Raw genomic sequence first — 15,095 nt, 5'->3', positions numbered from 1 at the left:
TCACAGACTTTCCGGGAGACGAAATTCCGCCTTGCGTTCACTGTAGCGATCCACGAGGTAGTCGGCCCGGTCGCGCAAAAGCCATGTGAACTTCACCAACTCTTCCATGACATCCACCATCCGGTCATAGAGGGGGGACGGCTTCATCCGGTCATCGTCACCGAACTGCGTATAGGCCATTGGCACGCTGGACTGGTTGGGGATGGTAAACATCCGCATCCACCGGCCCAGCACCCGCAGGGCATTGACGGAATTGAAGCTCTGCGATCCGCCCGAGACCTGCATGACCGCCAGCGTGCGGCCCTGCGTCGGGCGGATCGAGCCTTCGGTGAGGGGCAACCAGTCGATCTGGTTTTTGAATACTGCCGTCATGTTGCCGTGCCGTTCAGGGCTGCACCAGACCTGGCCTTCCGACCAGATTGAGAGGTCCCGCAGTTCCTGCACTTTCGGATGGGTCGCAGGCACGGAATCCGCTACCGGCAGGCCGGTCGGGTCGAACACCCGTGTCTCGGCCCCCAGCACCTTCAGGATGCGTTCTGCCTCAAGCACCAGCAACCGGCTGAAGGATCGGGGACGCAAAGAGCCGAAGAGCAGAAGGATACGCGGCGGATGGTCCACACGCGGTTGCGGTTCCAGCCGCGCGAGATCGACCCGTTCAAGATATTCGGGGTGGAGGGCCGGCAAGTCAGGTTCAGTCATTGTGATATCGGTCCATTCGTGCATTACAGGTGGCTGATCCAGGGCAGCCACAGGGCCAACGCCGCGAGCGTGACCAGCAGGACAGGCGGGGTGATCGCCAGTCCGACTTTCATATACTGCCCCCATGTGACCCGATGCTTCTTGGATGCCAGCACATGCAGCCATAGCAACGTGGCGAGACTGCCGATCGGGGTGAATTTGGGGCCGAGGTCACAGCCGATGACATTGGCATAGACCATCAGGTCGCGAGTCAGCGGTGTGATGTCGTGAGCCTGCTGGATCGCCAGCGCCCCCACCAGCACGCTCGGCATGTTGTTCATGACCGACGAGAGAAGGGCCGCCAGAAAGCCGGTGCCGATCGTGGCCGTGAATGTTCCCTGATGGCCGAGCCAGACCAGCGCGGTCGCGAGATAGTCAGTCAGCCCGGCATTGCGCAGGCCATACACCACCAGATACATGCCCAGCGAGAAGATCACGATCTGCCACGGCGCGCCGCGCAGCACTGTACGGACCGGAATGACGTGTCCCCGCCCGGCGACGATCAGGAGAGCCCCAGCCGCAAGACCTGCCACGATGCAGACTGGGATATGGAACGGGGCGGTCAGGAAATACGCGGCCAGGACCAGCGCCAGCAATGGGAACGCGGCGCGGAACACGGCATGATCCCGGATCGCCGTGGCCGGGGCGGGGAGTTCGGCCACGGGATAAGTCGCCGGTACCTGCCGCCGGTACCGCAGCCAAAGCACCGCCAGCGTCGCGCCCAGCGCCACCAGATCGACAGGGACCATGATCGCGGCATAGCGATCGAACGCAATGCCAAAGAAATTGGCGCTGACGATGTTCACCAGGTTGGAGATGACAAGCGGCAGGCTGGTGGTATCCGCGACGAAGCCAGTGGCGATAATAAAGGCCAGCGCCGCAGCAGGACTGAGGCGAAGCTGCGTGAGGATGGCGATGACAATGGGCGTGAGCAGCAAGGCCGCGCCGTCATTGGCGAACACAGCCGCAATGGCCGCTCCCAGCACCACGATCAGCGGGAATAGCGTCCGGCCTCGCCCCTTGCCCCAGCGCACGACGTGCAGGGCGGCCCAATGGAAGAACCCGGCCTCATCCAGCAACAGCGAGATGACGATCAGCGCGATAAAGGTGAAGGTCGCGTCCCAGACGATGTGCCAGACGACAGGAATGTCGTGCCAGTGGATCACGCCAGCCGCCAGGGCCACGGCGGCACCTGTCATGGCGCTCCAGCCGATGCCCAGCCCCCGAGGCTGCCAGATGACAAAAACCAGCGTGGCAACGAAAAGCAGAAGAGCCAGCATCAGGAGATCCGCTTTCCGGATTCATCGACGATCTTCTCGCCGTCCTCTTTGACGAAAGCGCCTCGCTGCGGGTTGGGCAGGATGTCCAGTACCGCCTCGGACGGACGGCAGAGCGCAACACCGAGCGGGGTGACGACGATCGGCCGGTTCATCAGGATTGGATGCGCCATCATGGCGTCGATCAGGTCGTCATCGGTCAGGGATGGATTGTCGAGGCCAAGCGCATCATAGGGCGTGCCCTTGCGCCGCAGGAGATCGCGAACCGAGATTCCCATGCGCGTGATGAGACTGACCAGTTCGGCGCGCGATGGCGGAGTTTTGAGGTATTCGATGATGGTCGGCTCGATCCCCGCATTGCGGATCAGGGCAAGTGTATTGCGCGATGTGCCGCAATCCGGGTTGTGATAGATCGTAACGCCGGTTGTCTCGGTGCCAATGTCGCGCAATTTCGTCACCAGACTGGCAGTCTCAAGCTTGGCGATCGGCAACGCGACAAGCAGGGAAATACGATTCTTCAGACCCTTGAACGCCGAGACGAACGCGCGTTCCCGGTCGGCATCGGTTCCCGAAACACTACTCGGATCGGGAATGCCCCAATGGGCCGTGATGGGTTTTCCTGGCCATACCGGACAGACTTCTCCTGCGGCGTCATCGCAGACGGTAAAAACGAAATCCATAACGGGAGCGTTCGCAACAGCGAACTCATCCCAGGGCTTGGAACGCAGCCCCTCGGTCGGGTAGTCGAAGCTCGTCAGTACTTTCAAGGCGAGAGGATTGACCTGCCCCTTGGGATGGCTTCCGGCGGAGAAGACTCTGAAATGGCCGGCACCATCCTTGCGCAGGATGCTCTCGGCCAAGATTGAACGTGCGGAATTACCCGTACACAGAAACAAGACATTGAAGACGCGATCGGTCATTGGGGGGCTCACTCGGATGGGCAGCAGGAGGACAGTTCTGCAACCAGTGGCTCACAGAGTTCGGGGCTTCGCCCGCAGCAGTCCTTGACGAGAAACAGCATCAGTTCCCGCAGGCGCGGCAGGCAGGCACGATAGACAATCACACGGCTATGGCGCTGCGAGGTCAGCAGGCCAGCCCGCGTCAGGGTGGCGAGATGGGCCGAGATCGTGTTCTGCGGGACATTGAGATGCCGCGCGACGTCTCCGGCCGGCAGCCCGTCCGGTTCGTGGCGCACCAGCAGGCGGAAGATTTCCAGTCGCGTGGATTGCGACAGTGCGCTCAGGGCTGATAGGCTCGATTCGGTATCCATATATCCTTACTCACGGATATATGGAATATTGTCAAACCCCTTTCGCCCGATGGACCGTTCCTGTCGCCGGATTGCTCAGCGTCATTGCCGATTTCCGACTGGCTGCTTTCCCGACATCGGCCATTCATCATTCTCTATTCCACTGATGGCGGGCCGGCGGGACCGCGCATCACACGGACGCTCGACGATGCCGCCGTCAAGCTTGGGCCTTTGCCTGCCATGATCGCCGATCGGGTGCGTCGCTGCACCCGCCGCGTTGATCGGTGCGTCCAACGTTTTCGGGCTGGCCGTCGCTGCCGCGATCAGCCTGTTCGGCCTGGGCTCGGGCGCTGCGCTCGCGATCGTCGTGGGTGTGCTCGTCGAGGTCCCGGTTATGCTTTCGGTCGTTGGACTCGTGAAGCGCACGCGACTCTGGTATGAGGTGCGTTCAGCCGTCTGAGGGTGCGGCTGACGGGGTCACCTCGGCGAGGGTTTCGAGCAGCGGGCAGCCGCTATTGTCGCCGCGTTCGCAGGCCTGCACCGCCCTCGTCAGCACGCTCGCCATCCGTTCGAGGTCGGCAAGCTTCGAGCGCACTTCTGCCAGATGGTCCTTTGCCAGATCGTGCGCTTGCTGGCACGACTGCGCGCCACCCTCAGCCAGCGTCAAAAACGTCCGGATCGCCTCGATCGAGAAGCCGAGTTCACGGGCTCGGCGAACGAAGCTCAGACGGCGCACGTCGCCTGCACCGTAATGGCGATAACGCCCGCGTCGGATCGGGACAGGAAGCACGCCGATCCGCTCATAATAGCGGATCGTCTCGATGTTGCAGCCGGTTTGGCGTGAGAGTTCGCCGATCGGTATCGTTTCTGAAGCCGGCATGAAGATTCCGCTTGAGTCTGTAGTTGCTACAGATGGTATCGCTCGGTTCGGTCACGCACAAGGATTCGTATGTCGCAACCTCTTCAACCCCGCCCCAAGGGTATCGGTGCCGCCTCCCTCACACTCGGCGGGATTGCGGCGGCATTCGCCGTCGCCTCGTGTTGCGCGCTCCCGATCCTGCTCACGTCAGCCGGACTCGGCGTCGCCTGGCTTTCCGGCATCGCGGTCGCAACTGCGCCCTTCCGCACGCCGCTTCTGATCGTCGGCGCGCTGTTCCTCCTGTTCGGTGCGGTCTTGCTCGGGCGGCAGCAGGTTGCGGCATCGCGTTGCGGACCGGACGGTGTCTGCACGCCGCCGGCGGTCCGGATATTCACCTTTGCTGGCCTGCTGGTCGGCGTCGTGCTGCTCTATCTTGGCTACCGTTATGCCTGACGCCGCGATCGAACTGCGCTCCACGCTCACCTGTCCACATTGTGGGCATCAGGCGACCGAGACCATGCCGACCAATGCGTGCCAGTTCTTCTACTACTGCAAGGGTTGCGGTATGGTGCTCAAGCCCAAGCCGGGCGATTGCTGCGTATTTTGTTCCTATGGAACCGTGTCGTGTCCGCCGGTCCAGGCCGACGGCAAGGATAGCTGCTGCCGTTGATTGGCAAGCCACCGCAAATCAGCGGCGTAGCACCTCAACCGCAATCAGCTTGATCCTGGGCCACAACAACGTCAGCCAGCACCATCATCGCGGTCGCGATGCCCAAGCGGAGTTATTATCGCTGGATCGAGCGTGGCGTGCTCGACGGTTGTCTGGCGACCCTGATCGGGGAAGTGGCCCGCCACAGCGCGCTGCAAGCCCGGCTTCGTCACGCTGCTCCATTCCATTTCGCCCCTGCGGGTGCAGCCCGCCGCTTCTGCGGGCCTCTCGGCTCGCTCTCGTCGCCCACCCCCGCCTCGCGGGAGGTTCATGGGGCTTTTTGGGCAGGGCCGGTGGCAGCGATGATTTTTTCTTCCGACCGCCGTTTGGGACTGGACTGTCAGGATATGTCGCCAGCAACTTCCTGTCCCTCGGCGCGTCTATCTTCAATCCAGGGGAATTTAACTGTCCTTATCGCTACGACGACTACAGTCCGAGCCCCCGGTTCCGGGTGAAGCTCCAGTCGATCCCGCCATCGTCGCGTGCGACGCCGGAGACGTGCTGGCCCCGCTGCTTCTCCAGCGACGGAGTCCATGGTACAAGCTGGAACTGGAGCCCATCATCGATCATCGCATAGCGGCCGGAGGCCAACGTCATGCGTTGACGATACGTGCCGGTGACATACTCACCCGAGGCCGACTGGCTGAACGCCCGGCCTGTCTCGCCGGCGAGCTGCTCTCCGACTTCCCGGACCTCGCGGTCCCTGAGTTTCCCGATCAGGTTGCGCGCAAGGACCACCCCCTGCGTCCGACGTTCGGCAAGACCCTGCTCAATCAGTTGCTCGGTCCGCCGCTCCATCGCCTCGCGCACTTCGGCACCGAAGCCACTCTGGCCTAGCGCCGCGGGATCGCGCGCCACTGCTTGCCGGTCGAGCCAGGTGGCCCCTCGCGCCGTCACCTGATCCTCAATCGACAGGTCAGAACGAACAGCCAGAGCAACGCGACGCTGCCCTTTCCTGTCATCGAAGGCGCGAAGCTCCACAACCGATCCCATGCTGCCATCACCGGTCGCATCGAGATCGGGAAAGCGGATATGATGCGTGCGGCCATCCACCCCGTCGATGACGGCGTAGGCAGTGCCTTTCAGTTCATCGTCCAGCCCGCGATCGACCAGCCTGCCGATGACGGGAACATCAAGGCTTTCACCCCCCAGCACATAGCTCGACGCGCTCCGCTCGATGCCGCGCTCGGTCAGGGAGCGGTGGATACGCTTGATGATGTCGCCGCGCTCCCCGAGTTCGCGGAGCGTCACCTCGGCGGATTCATCCAGCATCCATTGTCCCTGACCGACCTGATGGGCGAGGCCAAGCCCTTCCAGGCTGCGCAGGCGCCCGACCTTCAGGGCCTCGAACGGATCAGGCTGCCGATCCGGCGCTGGCGCCATGTCGATGATGCCGTTGCGGCCCGCGTCGCGGGCAAGTTGCCGGTCAAGCTGGGTCCAGTGCTCGGCATCGACCTGGCGTTCGAGTGCGCGGTGAATTTCGACGTCATTGCGCGGCCCGAGTTCCTGCGTCACCAGATCCTGGGCGCGGGCGCGCAGGCCCTCGCGGATGTAATCGCGGGAGATCACGAGATCGCTGCCATCTTCGGCCACGCCGCGCACGAGGATATGGACATGGGGGTGCTGGGTGTTCCAGTGGTCCACCCCCACCCAGTCCAGTTTTGTGCCGAGGTCTTTCTCCATCTGCCCGACCAGCTCGCGGGCATAGCCCTTGAGGTCGGCCATGTCGGGCGCGTCCTCGGGTGAGACGATGAAACGGAAATGGTGACGGTCGTCCTCGCAGCGCTCGGCGAACGCCTTCGGGTCAGCATCGTCGATGCCAGGACCGAAGAGCCGCGCCTTTTCGCCGTCCTTCGTGACCCCTTCCCGGCGCAGGTAACGCAGATGGGCGGCGAGTGGCGCCTTGCGCCCGCTGTGGCGCACGACACGGGCCTTGACGGTCACGCGGCGGGCACGGCTGGTCAGCAGACGATTGGCCCTGGCTGCTGCGACGCGGCCACGCCCGAAGGACGAGCGGGAACCGCCGCCGCTGCGGCCCGATCGGAACCCACCGCCTCCGGCACGCTGGGCCGAGGCGAGGGCCTGGGCGACGAAGGGCTTGAGCCGCTGGGCGCGCGGCGAGCGGATGCGGCCCAGACGGGGCTGGAAATCATTCTCGCGGGCCATTGGCGCCCCGAATGTGCGAAAAAGGCCGGTGCAACAAGGAAAAGTAGGGTCGGAAAACATTGGAGGAGAGAGAGAAACATTGTGTAGGAAAGGTAAAAACGCTGGAAAACCAACACCCCAACCGAGGCGCAATGTGCGCCCTTTTATCTCGCCTCTTCTTTGCCCAGACCCAGTGCGCCCCCTGATCCCTGCTACGATCCCTCATGAGAAACGCTGGACCACGCCAGACCACGATGATGCGCTGACCTGCGACCGGCTGCGAATGGGCGGTAAGCAGAGGCGGATTCGGCATGGTCATGGTGCCGGCTCCCTGTCAGAAACCGTCACGAACAGGCCAGCGGAGTGCGGTGCAATAGGCGACAGATCGCGTGCGGTGATGTTGGCAGACGCATCGTTCGCGAGTGCGATAAAGATCGGCGCGCGCCTCCATGCCAGGGGATCGGGATGCACCGCCAGAAGCGGTATTGTGTCACCGTTCTGGCCGAGAAGAGGCAGAAGACCGGCGACATAGGCGAGTGTTTCGGGCGGCAACGGGCGATGCCGATCGCGGAAGTCCTCGTAGCGTCCCGGTCCGGCATTATAGGCTGCGAGAAATCCCGGTGAGCCGTAGCGATCGTGCATCTCGCGCAGGTACGCAGCACCCGCGAGAATGTTGTCATGCACATCGAATGGATCACTTCCCAGCCCGTAACGGACACGCAGGTTGGCCCAGGTCGTGGGCATGATCTGCATGAGTCCGACCGCGCCTTTTGACGAAATCGCGCTGGTGTCGCCGCCGCTCTCAGCACGCATCACCGCCCTTATCCAGGCGGTCGGAACGTCGAAACGGCGGACTGCCTCAGCGATCTGGGCAGCAAAAGGATCGGTGCCGGCGAGTGTCGAAACCGACGCAGCCCGTGTCTGGTCGGCAGCAGCCAATACGCCGATCGCGGTGATGCCGACAGCGAGGAAGAAGGCGCGTCGCATCGTCTCAATCTCCCCGTTCGGCGCGCTTTGACGGGCGCGTCCAGTTCAGCACCCAGACCGCGCGGTCGTCGGCGGTGCGGAAGAGATTGGCCCGGATCGGCTGCGTGAAGGCGGGATCGTCGAGGGCTACGGCGATGTATTCACCAGCCCTCTCGCCGGTGCGTTTCCAGCCTGCGCCGACCTCCGGGCCGTCCGCGTCGGTGAGATGGACGCGATAATCCGGAGCATGTTCGGCATCAGAAAAATCGGCCGGAATGAGGGTAAGATCCTGCGTCACGGTGAGGGTGCGGATGCGCCCGGCAAAGCCGGTTTTGGTGCGGGTGAAAAGACCGATCTGTGCCATCTTATTGTCCTTTCGAGGATGGATTGGAGGATGAGGCGACGGCCTGGCCGCTCCCGGATGGACGCCAGACCGGGGTGGCACGGCCGATGACGGTGGAGAGGGACAGCACGCCGAAATATCGACCGTCGAGACTGCGTGGTTCGGCCGGGTTCATGACGAAGACCTGGCCGGGATCGAGGTGTTGGCAGCCCTGCCAGACGGGCAGCGGGCGGCCACGGTGATCGACGGATTGCGCGTCGCCAGCGAATTTTCCGTCGATGGTGATGCGTTGTCCGGTACGGCAAACGGACTGCCCTGCGATGGCCGCTACAGGTTTGAGCAGGGGCACACCGAGAGGGAGGTAGCCGCGCGTCGCCAGCAGCGTCGCCGCGCGCTCGGGCAGACGGACAGCGACCAGATCGCCGACATGCGGCGAAAGGTCCGTGTGCAGCCGATAAAGTCCGATTGGCACGCTCGCCGTCTCATTCCAGATCAGCCGGGGCATAGGATGCACGGCCAGTGAAATGCCCACGCCGAGCACCGCGAAATAGGTGGCGAAGAACCAGCCACGCCGGGTCATGACGTCACCTGCCGTCGCTTGAGCCATGCTGACTGCTGCTCACGCGTGTAGCTGCGGGGCTCATGTCCGGCACTGATGCGATGGTGGAGATGCCGCCAGTATTCGGGTGCGGCATCCGCCGGGTCGATGCCCAGCGCGTCAATAACGTCGATCGCCCGGAGTACGCGCTCGACCCTCGGCCAGCTATCGACACGCAGCAGGATTTCGCCACCGGGACGCACAAACGGGAGGGTCTGGAACGGGCTTCCTGCCTCCACCGCCCGTACGATGTCCACGCGGGAGACCGTGGCTCCCAGATCGTTCGACGCCCAGCGAACGAAGGCGAAGATGCTGCCCGGCGCGAAACTGGAAATGCGGCGGCGACCATCAAGGATCTGTTCGTCAACGCGGTGGCCGAAGCGCAACCAGTGCTCGATACGCTTCTCGATCCAGGTCAGTTCGACATGGGTCAGCGACGCCGCGCGGCGATGCGGCGGCGTAGAAAATCGTCCGTTCATGGCACGTCTCCGGGATTGTCAGGGAACTCACGGGCGAGCAGCGCGCGCAGCATGTCGGCGACGGTCATGCCGCGCTGGAACGCCGCGACCTTGATGCGGGCGCGCAGCGCCGGCGTGACGTCGATGGTCAGCCGGGCGGTGAAGTGGTTGGCAGCCGCAGGCTTGTCCGGCGCCTTGACCCAGCGTTCCGGGTCGGCGGGGCGCGACGCGAAGCCGGGTAGCGTGCGACGCTCTGTCATGGCGATATTCCCTCGCCGAGCGGCAGCACGGACGCGATACGGTCGCGCGCTTTCTGCGCCATGACAGGATCGATCTCGCAGCCGACATAGCGCCGACCGGCGAGCCGACAGGCGACGCCAGCAGCCCCCGAGCCGGCGAACCAGTCGCCCACCAGGCCACCCGGTGGGCAGCTCGTGCGGATCAGGATCTCCAGCAACGCCACCGGCTTCTCGGTCGGGTGGATGGCCCGGCCATGCGTATTACGGACCGGAATCACGGAGCGCATCAGGCGCGGGCCACCGTCCTCGCTGACGTAACGACCGGCATCGATCCGACCCATGTGGGGCGGCCGGTGTTTCCGTCGTACCGTGCGTGCCCGTGCGTCGGACGTGGTCGGAACCACGTTGTAGACGGCGCGCCAGGGCGTATCGTCGCGATAGAACTGGACGATCAGTTCATGCACGCGCCGGAACCGATCGGCATGGAAGCTGGAACCGTTCTGCTTCTCCCAGACCAGTTCCTGGGCATATTTCCAGCCCGCATTCCGAAATGCCGCGTTGGATGCAAGGAAACTCCGCAGGGAGCCGAAAACCCAGAGCGAGCCGCTGGGTTTCAGGGCAGCGAGCGCCTTGCCGGGCCAATCCGCTATGCGCCGGTCCCATGCGAGCGACGTATCGCCATAGGGGGGATCGACCAGGATCATGTCGTAGGGGCCGTGCCAGGGCATCAGGAGCGCGCTGTCGCCGGTCAGCAGGGTCATGACACCAGCCCCCCAATCTCGGCTGTCAGTGCGGCGATTTCGCGGGCGGCAATCCCCTGCGGGCGCAAGTCGCAGACCAGGCGGCCGGTGCGCGCCATGTCGGCGAACGCGACCCGCTGGCCGATCCGCGCTGCCAGCGCCGCCGGCTCATGCCCCACCAGCGCCAGCCGGGTTTCGCGGGCGATCACCGTGCGCGCGGCGCAGCGGTTCAGCACGAAACGGGCCAGCAGACCGGGACGGAAGAGCCGCGCTTCCGCCAGCAGCCGCAGCATTTCGGCCGAGGCCCAGCCGTCGAACGGCGAAGGCTGCACCGGGATCAGCACCAGATCGGCCGCCAGCAGGGCGGAGCGCAGCAGCGCCGCCACCCGAGGCGGACCGTCGATGACGACGTGATCCACCCCCTGAGCCAGTTCCGGCGCCTCGTGATGCAGCGTGTCGCGCGCCAGGCCGATCACGCCGAACAGGCGGGGCAGTCCCTCCCGTGCGCGCTGCGCCGACCAGTCCAGCGCCGAGCCCTGCGGGTCGGCATCGATGACCGTCACGCGCCGGCCTTCCCGAGCCCATTGGCCCGCGAGATGCAGCGCCAGCGTCGTCTTGCCGACGCCGCCCTTCTGGTTGAGGAGGGCCACGATCATGGCCCGTCTCCGCGTGCTTTTGGGCCGGAAACGGAGGGACCAGGGCCGTTATCCGCAAGGCGGCCCGCCCCATCAACATAAGAGTTAGATTCTAAGTTAGATAAGTTAAGGGCCGGAATCGCCGTTTCAGGCCAAAGACTTAGCTGCGATTCGTGCGTGCGAAGTCCCGATAGTCCTGCGTGTGATGTCCCGATAAGGGTTGCGTGTGAAATCCCGATACCATTCACATGGTTATCCACAGGAATTGTGGATAAGTCGGCCGGCAGGATGCGGAGCAATTCGCGCGCGCCGTCGCGCTCGATGCCCAGGCGATAGCCGGGCAACGACTGGCGGGCGGCGATATGCCGGATCTGGATGGCGAAATCCGAGACACGCACCAGGCTGCCGGATTTCGCATGCAGATGGGCGATCTCGAAGGTCCAGCCCGCACGCTGGCGGCCAGCATGCTTGCGGGCGATGCGATAGAGCCAGCGTTCGATGCCGCCGGTGAGGCGGAAATAGGCCGGGTCGATGGCAAGCACGAGCGAGCGGTCGATCACGCCGCGATAGAACCATTCGGGAATGACGATCTCGACACCAGCGGCGCGGCCCGTCTGGCTGGCACAGATCTCCCATTCGGTGATCCAGGAGAACTGCTGACGGCGCCAGTTCTGGCCGTTGCGGATCGTAGTGGCGACCACGGTGGACTGGAGCCGGGTCAGTGCCGCCTTGAGTAGCCCATAATCCCGCGCTCCCGTCTGACGCCCGATACTGCTCAGAAGCTGATAGGGCGTGAAGCGCAGGAAGCGCGATGTCGTAAGACCAAGATTTTCCGCCTCGACGATCTGGCTGGCGGCCCAGATCAGCACATCGGCGTCCCAGATCGTCGCCATGCCATGGTCGGGCATGCCGAAGACTTCGACACGGACGTCACCGGCTTCATAGAAGATCGGCACCGTGCGCTTTGTCTTCGCGAGCGAGAAGAACGGTCGCTCCATCAGGTCGCGCTGATCGCGCGGGCTGGCATCCCCGCCGGAGACCACGAACGGGTCGAGCCTGTTGCGTTCGCTTGCGCGCCTGGAACGCGGAATACCCGGCGCGGCATTCATCGTGGGTCATGCCCGGCGGCACGCGCCGCGTCATAATTCGGGTCGGAGGTGGATTTGCACGCACCGGCGGCTGCCCATACGTCGAGGTCATCGATCAGATAGACGACGCGACCACCAAGCTTGCGGAACGTCGGTCCTGTACCGTGGCAGCGATATTTTTCCAGTGTGCGCGGCGAAAGTCCGAGAATTTGCGCAGCCTCATGGGTGCGCAGATAGCGCGCCGGTGAGGGCGTGGGTCTGTTGAGCATGATATGCCTCCGTCCGGTTTTGAAGCGTCGCGGCGAAGTCGCGGCGGATCGGGATGACGGTGGCGAAGAAAGCAGGCGTTGGGGGTGGACGAAGATTTTTCAGACTCAGTGTCCACCTTCGGCGGACCATGACGCGCGCAAGAGTTACCGTGCGCAGCCGGGCGCAGGCCACCGTCGAAAAAATGGAGGGAAACAGCGCAGGAGAGCGAAAAACGGCTGATGCTATTTGCCGTGTAAGAAATCCAGGTAACCGCCGTTTACCCGGTTCTCTGCGTCCTGAATCAGGCGATCCGCAAAGCGCCGCGCCGCAGTGTTCTTCCACTCGATGGAAGGTAAAATCGCCTGCCATGAACGGCCGGCGGCTATGGCGACCTCACGTGGGCCGCCACCAATTTCCTGAATGTCGAAGGCGATCAGAAGCTGAATCTGCCGCGCACGCTGGAGCGGCGTGAGCTGGAGCGCGCGTGGAAGCAGGGCAACGCGGCTGCCACGCAGATGCCGGAAAAAGCGCAACGCCACGTCGAGACGAAGCTCGCCGGCAGCGTCCAGCGGCAGCAGCACGGCGGGGCGTTGCAAGGCCGAAGGGTCCAGAAGCCGAAGAAAGAGATCGCCAACCGCGTCGCCGATCGTAAGCCACCCGCCATCCGCATCGTCGTGACGGGCCAGGATATTCCCCAGCATGGCGGGTTCGATCGGGGTCACCGTCGCGAAACCCGAGGGTGCCGGCGTGAGAATCAGCGTGGCCGGGGAGACCTCGGGCCTCCAGACCATGCGGCCGCGGCGGGCGGGTTCATCGGGAGCATGGACAAAAGCCCAACCCCCAGCGTTCGGCGAACGCCGCGCGCTCTGCGGCGGCGTCCGTTGCCCGGCGGGCGATGCGTCGTTGCAGGCGGGCATACTCGCGACGGTACGTCGCGTTGCGGCGCAGGAACTCGACGGCGAAACCGGAACGGTCCAGAGTGCTGATACGGTCGCGTATTTCCTGTGAACGCCAGAAGGATGTCGGCATGGTGACCTCCCTGTCTGGCCCCTCATACGGCAAGGGGGCAGCCTCAATTAGCCGGATCGGAACCGCGAGCGCATAGACCCTGATTTTCTATTGGGGAGAGTGCCGTGGGGGACCAGCGCGTGGGCCGGCGAAGCCCGGCTATTGCAGGCGCGGCTCCAGCAAATGCCGGTAGCCGGCTTTGGTCATCCAGCGCGCCCGTGCAAGATGGTTGTCGTAAACAGCCCTGGCGCGCACGGGTTCACAGACAGGATCGATTTTGAACAGCACCGCAACGACTTCGCGCCAGTCGGCACCTTCCTCGTCGGCGATCAGGAGGCGGAGATAAAGGTCGAGATGCTGCTCGTCATAGGCGTTCACACGCGCCGTCAGAGGCGGGTGATCCTGGAAGGATGGGTGGGTCATGACGATCCCTCGTGATAGCGCTGTTGGATCGGTTCGATAACAAATTCGTGGAATGACGACCGTTCGACGGTTCCGCGCTGACGCAAAAAACAACGCGGGGCCGAGTGGGAAGGCTGCGCGGCCAGGCCGATCAGGACGGCGCGCGTCTGCGACGGCCCGCATCCTGTCGCGTCTGTGGATCGGAAGTCTCGTGAAGAAACATGACACCACGCCCTTGCCCGGACTCGATGAACAGGATGCCCGCTGCTTCCAGCGCGCGGCGGACCTGGTCGATCGTGCCCTCATGGACACCAAGGCCACGCTCGGATTCAAGGCGCTTGAGCGCGGTCAATGCTACGAGGGCTTTTTCAGCGAGCCGTTCCTGTGTCCAGTTCAGGAGTGCCCGTGCCGCCCTTACCTGTCGGCCAGTGATCATCCATGATCACATCCGACATGCAGGGCATGCACACCAGAAATACGACTATAATAGTCGTATAATGGAGATTCAATATCGTTCTTTCAGTTGGATAGTGAGGAAACACCGGCGTCCTGCTTCTGATAGGACCGTCAGTGGGGTCCGCCGTCGGTACGGGCGACCAGACGAAAAGTCCCCCGCTTACGCGGAGGCCTCCCCGTCGTGGCATTTTGCTGCGAATTGCGCGCATACCTGGTTCAGTTCACGCTCGATTTTGGCCCGCTCACGACGGCTGAGGTGAAAGCTGGTCAGTTCGGCGCGCAGCATCTGGATCTGGTCGTGTAGCGTGGTCATCGTCCTGCTCCTTTCGTTTTTCGAAGACAGGCCGTCGCCTCATGCGCGCGTGAATCGGGTCAAGGATCGCCGCAGGCGACCGCCCCAGCGGCGCGCGGGGGAGCCGATTTTGTCTGGTGTGCCCGTAGGGTGCGCCGGGCAAAATTGGGGGGACCGCGCGTCCTTGAGGCGGTTCACGCCGGGCATGGTACAATGGGAAGGCTGAGGGAAGCCCTGTTCCCCTTTCTTGCCCACACATTGGCAGATTGGGCGCGGCGCGACTGGTGCGCCCACCCGCCGGTTCGCGATCGGTCATGCGAAGGCCCCACCCGGACCGGCCGGGCGGGGGATCGCTGGCACCTCAGTCGCCGTTGCGGCGGCCGTTGGGGCGGGACCAGATCAGGCTGTAGCCCTCGCCGTCCTCGTCATCGAAGAGGTTGGCGAAGATCGGGGCGTTGAAGCTCGGATCGTCGAGCTTGAGGCTCAGATAGTCGCGCCCCTCGTTGGAGCGCCGGGACCAGGCCGCTCCGATCTCCACCTTATGCGGAGCACCGCATAAGGTTGATTATGTGGAGTCCGGGATTATGCGGAGCGGGTGATCCTCGATGGTGGTTTTCTGCGGGTTTGGGCTGGTTTCTGCTCCG

Annotated in this window: 24 protein-coding genes and 2 pseudogenes; 3 read left to right on the top strand and 23 right to left on the bottom strand. The window is 63.9% G+C overall.

Annotation, left to right across the window (positions count from 1 at the left end; genetic code table 11):
* From arsH to GOB90_RS09430, 5 genes and pseudogenes are all read right to left on the bottom strand, one after another.
* The gene (gene arsH / locus GOB90_RS09445) at positions 1-699 is read right to left on the bottom strand and encodes an arsenical resistance protein ArsH (protein WP_062497199.1); all 699 of its coding nucleotides are present in this window, start codon (positions 697-699) and stop codon (positions 1-3) included.
* Between the two features lie 23 nt (positions 700-722).
* Entirely contained in the window at positions 723-2,018 is a 1,296-nt protein-coding gene (locus tag GOB90_RS09440; protein ID WP_062497122.1) for an arsenic transporter, read from the bottom strand.
* Positions 2,018-2,455 carry an arsenate reductase (glutaredoxin) gene (gene arsC / locus GOB90_RS19160; RefSeq protein WP_231100611.1) on the bottom strand — a complete coding sequence of 146 codons (438 nt, stop codon included), beginning with the start codon at positions 2,453-2,455 and terminating at the stop codon, positions 2,018-2,020. Before arsC ends, GOB90_RS09440 begins: the two co-directional genes overlap by 1 nt.
* 141 nt (positions 2,456-2,596) lie before the next feature.
* Positions 2,597-2,935, bottom strand: a pseudogene (locus GOB90_RS19155) (arsenate reductase ArsC); the annotation flags it as partial.
* An 8-nt stretch (positions 2,936-2,943) separates the two neighbouring features.
* Positions 2,944-3,285, bottom strand: a complete 342-nt coding sequence (locus GOB90_RS09430; protein ID WP_062497124.1) for an ArsR/SmtB family transcription factor — start codon at positions 3,283-3,285, stop codon at positions 2,944-2,946.
* A 256-nt stretch (positions 3,286-3,541) separates the two neighbouring features.
* On the opposite strand from GOB90_RS09430, the gene GOB90_RS09425 reads away from it, so the two are divergent.
* The gene (locus tag GOB90_RS09425; protein WP_062497126.1) at positions 3,542-3,724 is read left to right on the top strand and encodes a hypothetical protein; all 183 of its coding nucleotides are present in this window, start codon (positions 3,542-3,544) and stop codon (positions 3,722-3,724) included.
* Here GOB90_RS09425 and GOB90_RS09420 read toward each other — a convergent pair.
* Positions 3,713-4,144 (bottom strand): MerR family transcriptional regulator, encoded by a 432-nt coding sequence (locus tag GOB90_RS09420; RefSeq protein ID WP_062497128.1) that lies wholly within the window; start codon positions 4,142-4,144, stop codon positions 3,713-3,715. The genes GOB90_RS09425 and GOB90_RS09420 overlap by 12 nt on opposite strands.
* Before the next feature lie 69 nt (positions 4,145-4,213).
* On the opposite strand from GOB90_RS09420, the gene GOB90_RS09415 reads away from it, so the two are divergent.
* On the top strand, positions 4,214-4,576 hold the full coding sequence (locus GOB90_RS09415; protein ID WP_062497130.1) for a mercuric reductase: 363 nt from the start codon (positions 4,214-4,216) through the stop codon (positions 4,574-4,576).
* The gene (locus tag GOB90_RS19495) at positions 4,569-4,793 is read left to right on the top strand and encodes a GDCCVxC domain-containing (seleno)protein (protein WP_146892496.1); all 225 of its coding nucleotides are present in this window, start codon (positions 4,569-4,571) and stop codon (positions 4,791-4,793) included. The genes GOB90_RS09415 and GOB90_RS19495 overlap by 8 nt, the downstream gene beginning before the upstream one ends.
* Positions 4,794-4,864: 71 nt before the next feature.
* On the opposite strand, the gene GOB90_RS09410 is transcribed toward GOB90_RS19495, so the two are convergent.
* From GOB90_RS09410 to GOB90_RS19780, 17 genes and pseudogenes are all read right to left on the bottom strand, one after another.
* Complete coding sequence (locus GOB90_RS09410) at positions 4,865-5,005, bottom strand: hypothetical protein (RefSeq protein WP_155723214.1); 141 nt, start codon at positions 5,003-5,005, stop codon at positions 4,865-4,867.
* Positions 5,006-5,258: 253 nt separating this feature from the next.
* Positions 5,259-6,998: a relaxase/mobilization nuclease domain-containing protein gene (locus GOB90_RS09405; RefSeq protein WP_010666219.1), complete on the bottom strand. Its 1,740-nt coding sequence runs from the start codon at positions 6,996-6,998 to the stop codon at positions 5,259-5,261.
* 294 nt (positions 6,999-7,292) lie between these two features.
* Positions 7,293-7,964, bottom strand: coding sequence for a lytic transglycosylase domain-containing protein (locus tag GOB90_RS09400; protein ID WP_010666220.1), 672 nt, complete (start codon positions 7,962-7,964; stop codon positions 7,293-7,295).
* Between the two features lie 4 nt (positions 7,965-7,968).
* Positions 7,969-8,307: a DUF736 domain-containing protein gene (locus GOB90_RS09395; RefSeq protein WP_146893098.1), complete on the bottom strand. Its 339-nt coding sequence runs from the start codon at positions 8,305-8,307 to the stop codon at positions 7,969-7,971.
* A 1-nt stretch (position 8,308) separates the two neighbouring features.
* Positions 8,309-8,866 carry a S26 family signal peptidase gene (locus GOB90_RS09390; RefSeq protein WP_010666222.1) on the bottom strand — a complete coding sequence of 186 codons (558 nt, stop codon included), beginning with the start codon at positions 8,864-8,866 and terminating at the stop codon, positions 8,309-8,311.
* Positions 8,863-9,363 (bottom strand): DUF2840 domain-containing protein, encoded by a 501-nt coding sequence (locus GOB90_RS09385; RefSeq protein WP_146893096.1) that lies wholly within the window; start codon positions 9,361-9,363, stop codon positions 8,863-8,865. Before GOB90_RS09385 ends, GOB90_RS09390 begins: the two co-directional genes overlap by 4 nt.
* Positions 9,360-9,602: a ribbon-helix-helix protein gene (locus tag GOB90_RS09380; RefSeq protein WP_018308123.1), complete on the bottom strand. Its 243-nt coding sequence runs from the start codon at positions 9,600-9,602 to the stop codon at positions 9,360-9,362. Before GOB90_RS09380 ends, GOB90_RS09385 begins: the two co-directional genes overlap by 4 nt.
* Positions 9,599-10,342 carry a DNA-methyltransferase gene (locus GOB90_RS09375; RefSeq protein WP_018308124.1) on the bottom strand — a complete coding sequence of 248 codons (744 nt, stop codon included), beginning with the start codon at positions 10,340-10,342 and terminating at the stop codon, positions 9,599-9,601. The genes GOB90_RS09380 and GOB90_RS09375 overlap by 4 nt, the downstream gene beginning before the upstream one ends.
* A complete protein-coding gene (gene parA / locus GOB90_RS09370) occupies positions 10,339-10,977 on the bottom strand; it encodes a ParA family partition ATPase (protein ID WP_018308125.1) in 639 nt (212 codons plus the stop codon). Before parA ends, GOB90_RS09375 begins: the two co-directional genes overlap by 4 nt.
* Positions 10,974-12,065, bottom strand: a complete 1,092-nt coding sequence (locus GOB90_RS09365) for a replication initiator protein A (protein ID WP_018308126.1) — start codon at positions 12,063-12,065, stop codon at positions 10,974-10,976. The genes parA and GOB90_RS09365 overlap by 4 nt, the downstream gene beginning before the upstream one ends.
* Positions 12,062-12,313: a helix-turn-helix transcriptional regulator gene (locus tag GOB90_RS09360; RefSeq protein WP_010668883.1), complete on the bottom strand. Its 252-nt coding sequence runs from the start codon at positions 12,311-12,313 to the stop codon at positions 12,062-12,064. The genes GOB90_RS09365 and GOB90_RS09360 overlap by 4 nt, the downstream gene beginning before the upstream one ends.
* Before the next feature lie 222 nt (positions 12,314-12,535).
* The gene (locus GOB90_RS09355) at positions 12,536-13,084 is read right to left on the bottom strand and encodes a DUF2285 domain-containing protein (protein WP_018308127.1); all 549 of its coding nucleotides are present in this window, start codon (positions 13,082-13,084) and stop codon (positions 12,536-12,538) included.
* A gap of 19 nt (positions 13,085-13,103) precedes the next feature.
* Positions 13,104-13,322, bottom strand: a complete 219-nt coding sequence (locus tag GOB90_RS09350; protein ID WP_010518331.1) for a transcriptional regulator domain-containing protein — start codon at positions 13,320-13,322, stop codon at positions 13,104-13,106.
* 138 nt (positions 13,323-13,460) lie between these two features.
* Entirely contained in the window at positions 13,461-13,724 is a 264-nt protein-coding gene (locus GOB90_RS09345; protein ID WP_010518332.1) for a DNA -binding domain-containing protein, read from the bottom strand.
* Between the two features lie 130 nt (positions 13,725-13,854).
* On the bottom strand, positions 13,855-14,139 hold the full coding sequence (locus tag GOB90_RS09340) for a helix-turn-helix domain-containing protein (protein WP_018308128.1): 285 nt from the start codon (positions 14,137-14,139) through the stop codon (positions 13,855-13,857).
* Positions 14,140-14,319: 180 nt separating this feature from the next.
* Positions 14,320-14,472 (bottom strand): hypothetical protein, encoded by a 153-nt coding sequence (locus GOB90_RS09335; protein ID WP_010518334.1) that lies wholly within the window; start codon positions 14,470-14,472, stop codon positions 14,320-14,322.
* Between the two features lie 340 nt (positions 14,473-14,812).
* Positions 14,813-14,992 (bottom strand): annotated as a pseudogene (locus tag GOB90_RS19780) (DUF736 domain-containing protein); the annotation flags it as partial.
* Between the last annotated feature and the right edge of the window lie 103 nt (positions 14,993-15,095).

This window comes from Acetobacter oeni, from assembly GCF_011516825.1.
GTDB lineage: Bacteria > Pseudomonadota > Alphaproteobacteria > Acetobacterales > Acetobacteraceae > Acetobacter > Acetobacter oeni.
Note: the sequence above shows the minus strand (reverse complement) of the source record. Positions and strands in the feature narration are given on the sequence as shown.

Bases quoted from the DNA above. Each gene is read 5' to 3' on its own strand.
- arsH (WP_062497199.1), bottom strand. From the start codon at position 699: ATGACTGAACCTGACTTGCCGGCCCTCCACCCCGAATATCTTGAACGG.
- GOB90_RS09440 (WP_062497122.1), bottom strand. From the start codon at position 2,018: ATGCTGGCTCTTCTGCTTTTCGTTGCCACGCTGGTTTTTGTCATCTGG.
- GOB90_RS09430 (WP_062497124.1), bottom strand. From the start codon at position 3,285: ATGGATACCGAATCGAGCCTATCAGCCCTGAGCGCACTGTCGCAATCC.
- GOB90_RS09420 (WP_062497128.1), bottom strand. From the start codon at position 4,144: ATGCCGGCTTCAGAAACGATACCGATCGGCGAACTCTCACGCCAAACC.
- GOB90_RS09415 (WP_062497130.1), top strand. From the start codon at position 4,214: ATGTCGCAACCTCTTCAACCCCGCCCCAAGGGTATCGGTGCCGCCTCC.
- GOB90_RS19495 (WP_146892496.1), top strand. From the start codon at position 4,569: ATGCCTGACGCCGCGATCGAACTGCGCTCCACGCTCACCTGTCCACAT.
- GOB90_RS09405 (WP_010666219.1), bottom strand. From the start codon at position 6,998: ATGGCCCGCGAGAATGATTTCCAGCCCCGTCTGGGCCGCATCCGCTCG.
- GOB90_RS09400 (WP_010666220.1), bottom strand. From the start codon at position 7,964: ATGCGACGCGCCTTCTTCCTCGCTGTCGGCATCACCGCGATCGGCGTA.
- GOB90_RS09395 (WP_146893098.1), bottom strand. From the start codon at position 8,307: ATGGCACAGATCGGTCTTTTCACCCGCACCAAAACCGGCTTTGCCGGG.
- GOB90_RS09390 (WP_010666222.1), bottom strand. From the start codon at position 8,866: ATGACCCGGCGTGGCTGGTTCTTCGCCACCTATTTCGCGGTGCTCGGC.
- GOB90_RS09385 (WP_146893096.1), bottom strand. From the start codon at position 9,363: ATGAACGGACGATTTTCTACGCCGCCGCATCGCCGCGCGGCGTCGCTG.
- GOB90_RS09380 (WP_018308123.1), bottom strand. From the start codon at position 9,602: ATGACAGAGCGTCGCACGCTACCCGGCTTCGCGTCGCGCCCCGCCGAC.
- GOB90_RS09375 (WP_018308124.1), bottom strand. From the start codon at position 10,342: ATGACCCTGCTGACCGGCGACAGCGCGCTCCTGATGCCCTGGCACGGC.
- parA (WP_018308125.1), bottom strand. From the start codon at position 10,977: ATGATCGTGGCCCTCCTCAACCAGAAGGGCGGCGTCGGCAAGACGACG.
- GOB90_RS09365 (WP_018308126.1), bottom strand. From the start codon at position 12,065: ATGAATGCCGCGCCGGGTATTCCGCGTTCCAGGCGCGCAAGCGAACGC.
- GOB90_RS09360 (WP_010668883.1), bottom strand. From the start codon at position 12,313: ATGCTCAACAGACCCACGCCCTCACCGGCGCGCTATCTGCGCACCCAT.
- GOB90_RS09355 (WP_018308127.1), bottom strand. From the start codon at position 13,084: ATGGTCTGGAGGCCCGAGGTCTCCCCGGCCACGCTGATTCTCACGCCG.
- GOB90_RS09350 (WP_010518331.1), bottom strand. From the start codon at position 13,322: ATGCCGACATCCTTCTGGCGTTCACAGGAAATACGCGACCGTATCAGC.
- GOB90_RS09345 (WP_010518332.1), bottom strand. From the start codon at position 13,724: ATGACCCACCCATCCTTCCAGGATCACCCGCCTCTGACGGCGCGTGTG.
- GOB90_RS09340 (WP_018308128.1), bottom strand. From the start codon at position 14,139: ATGATCACTGGCCGACAGGTAAGGGCGGCACGGGCACTCCTGAACTGG.
- GOB90_RS09335 (WP_010518334.1), bottom strand. From the start codon at position 14,472: ATGACCACGCTACACGACCAGATCCAGATGCTGCGCGCCGAACTGACC.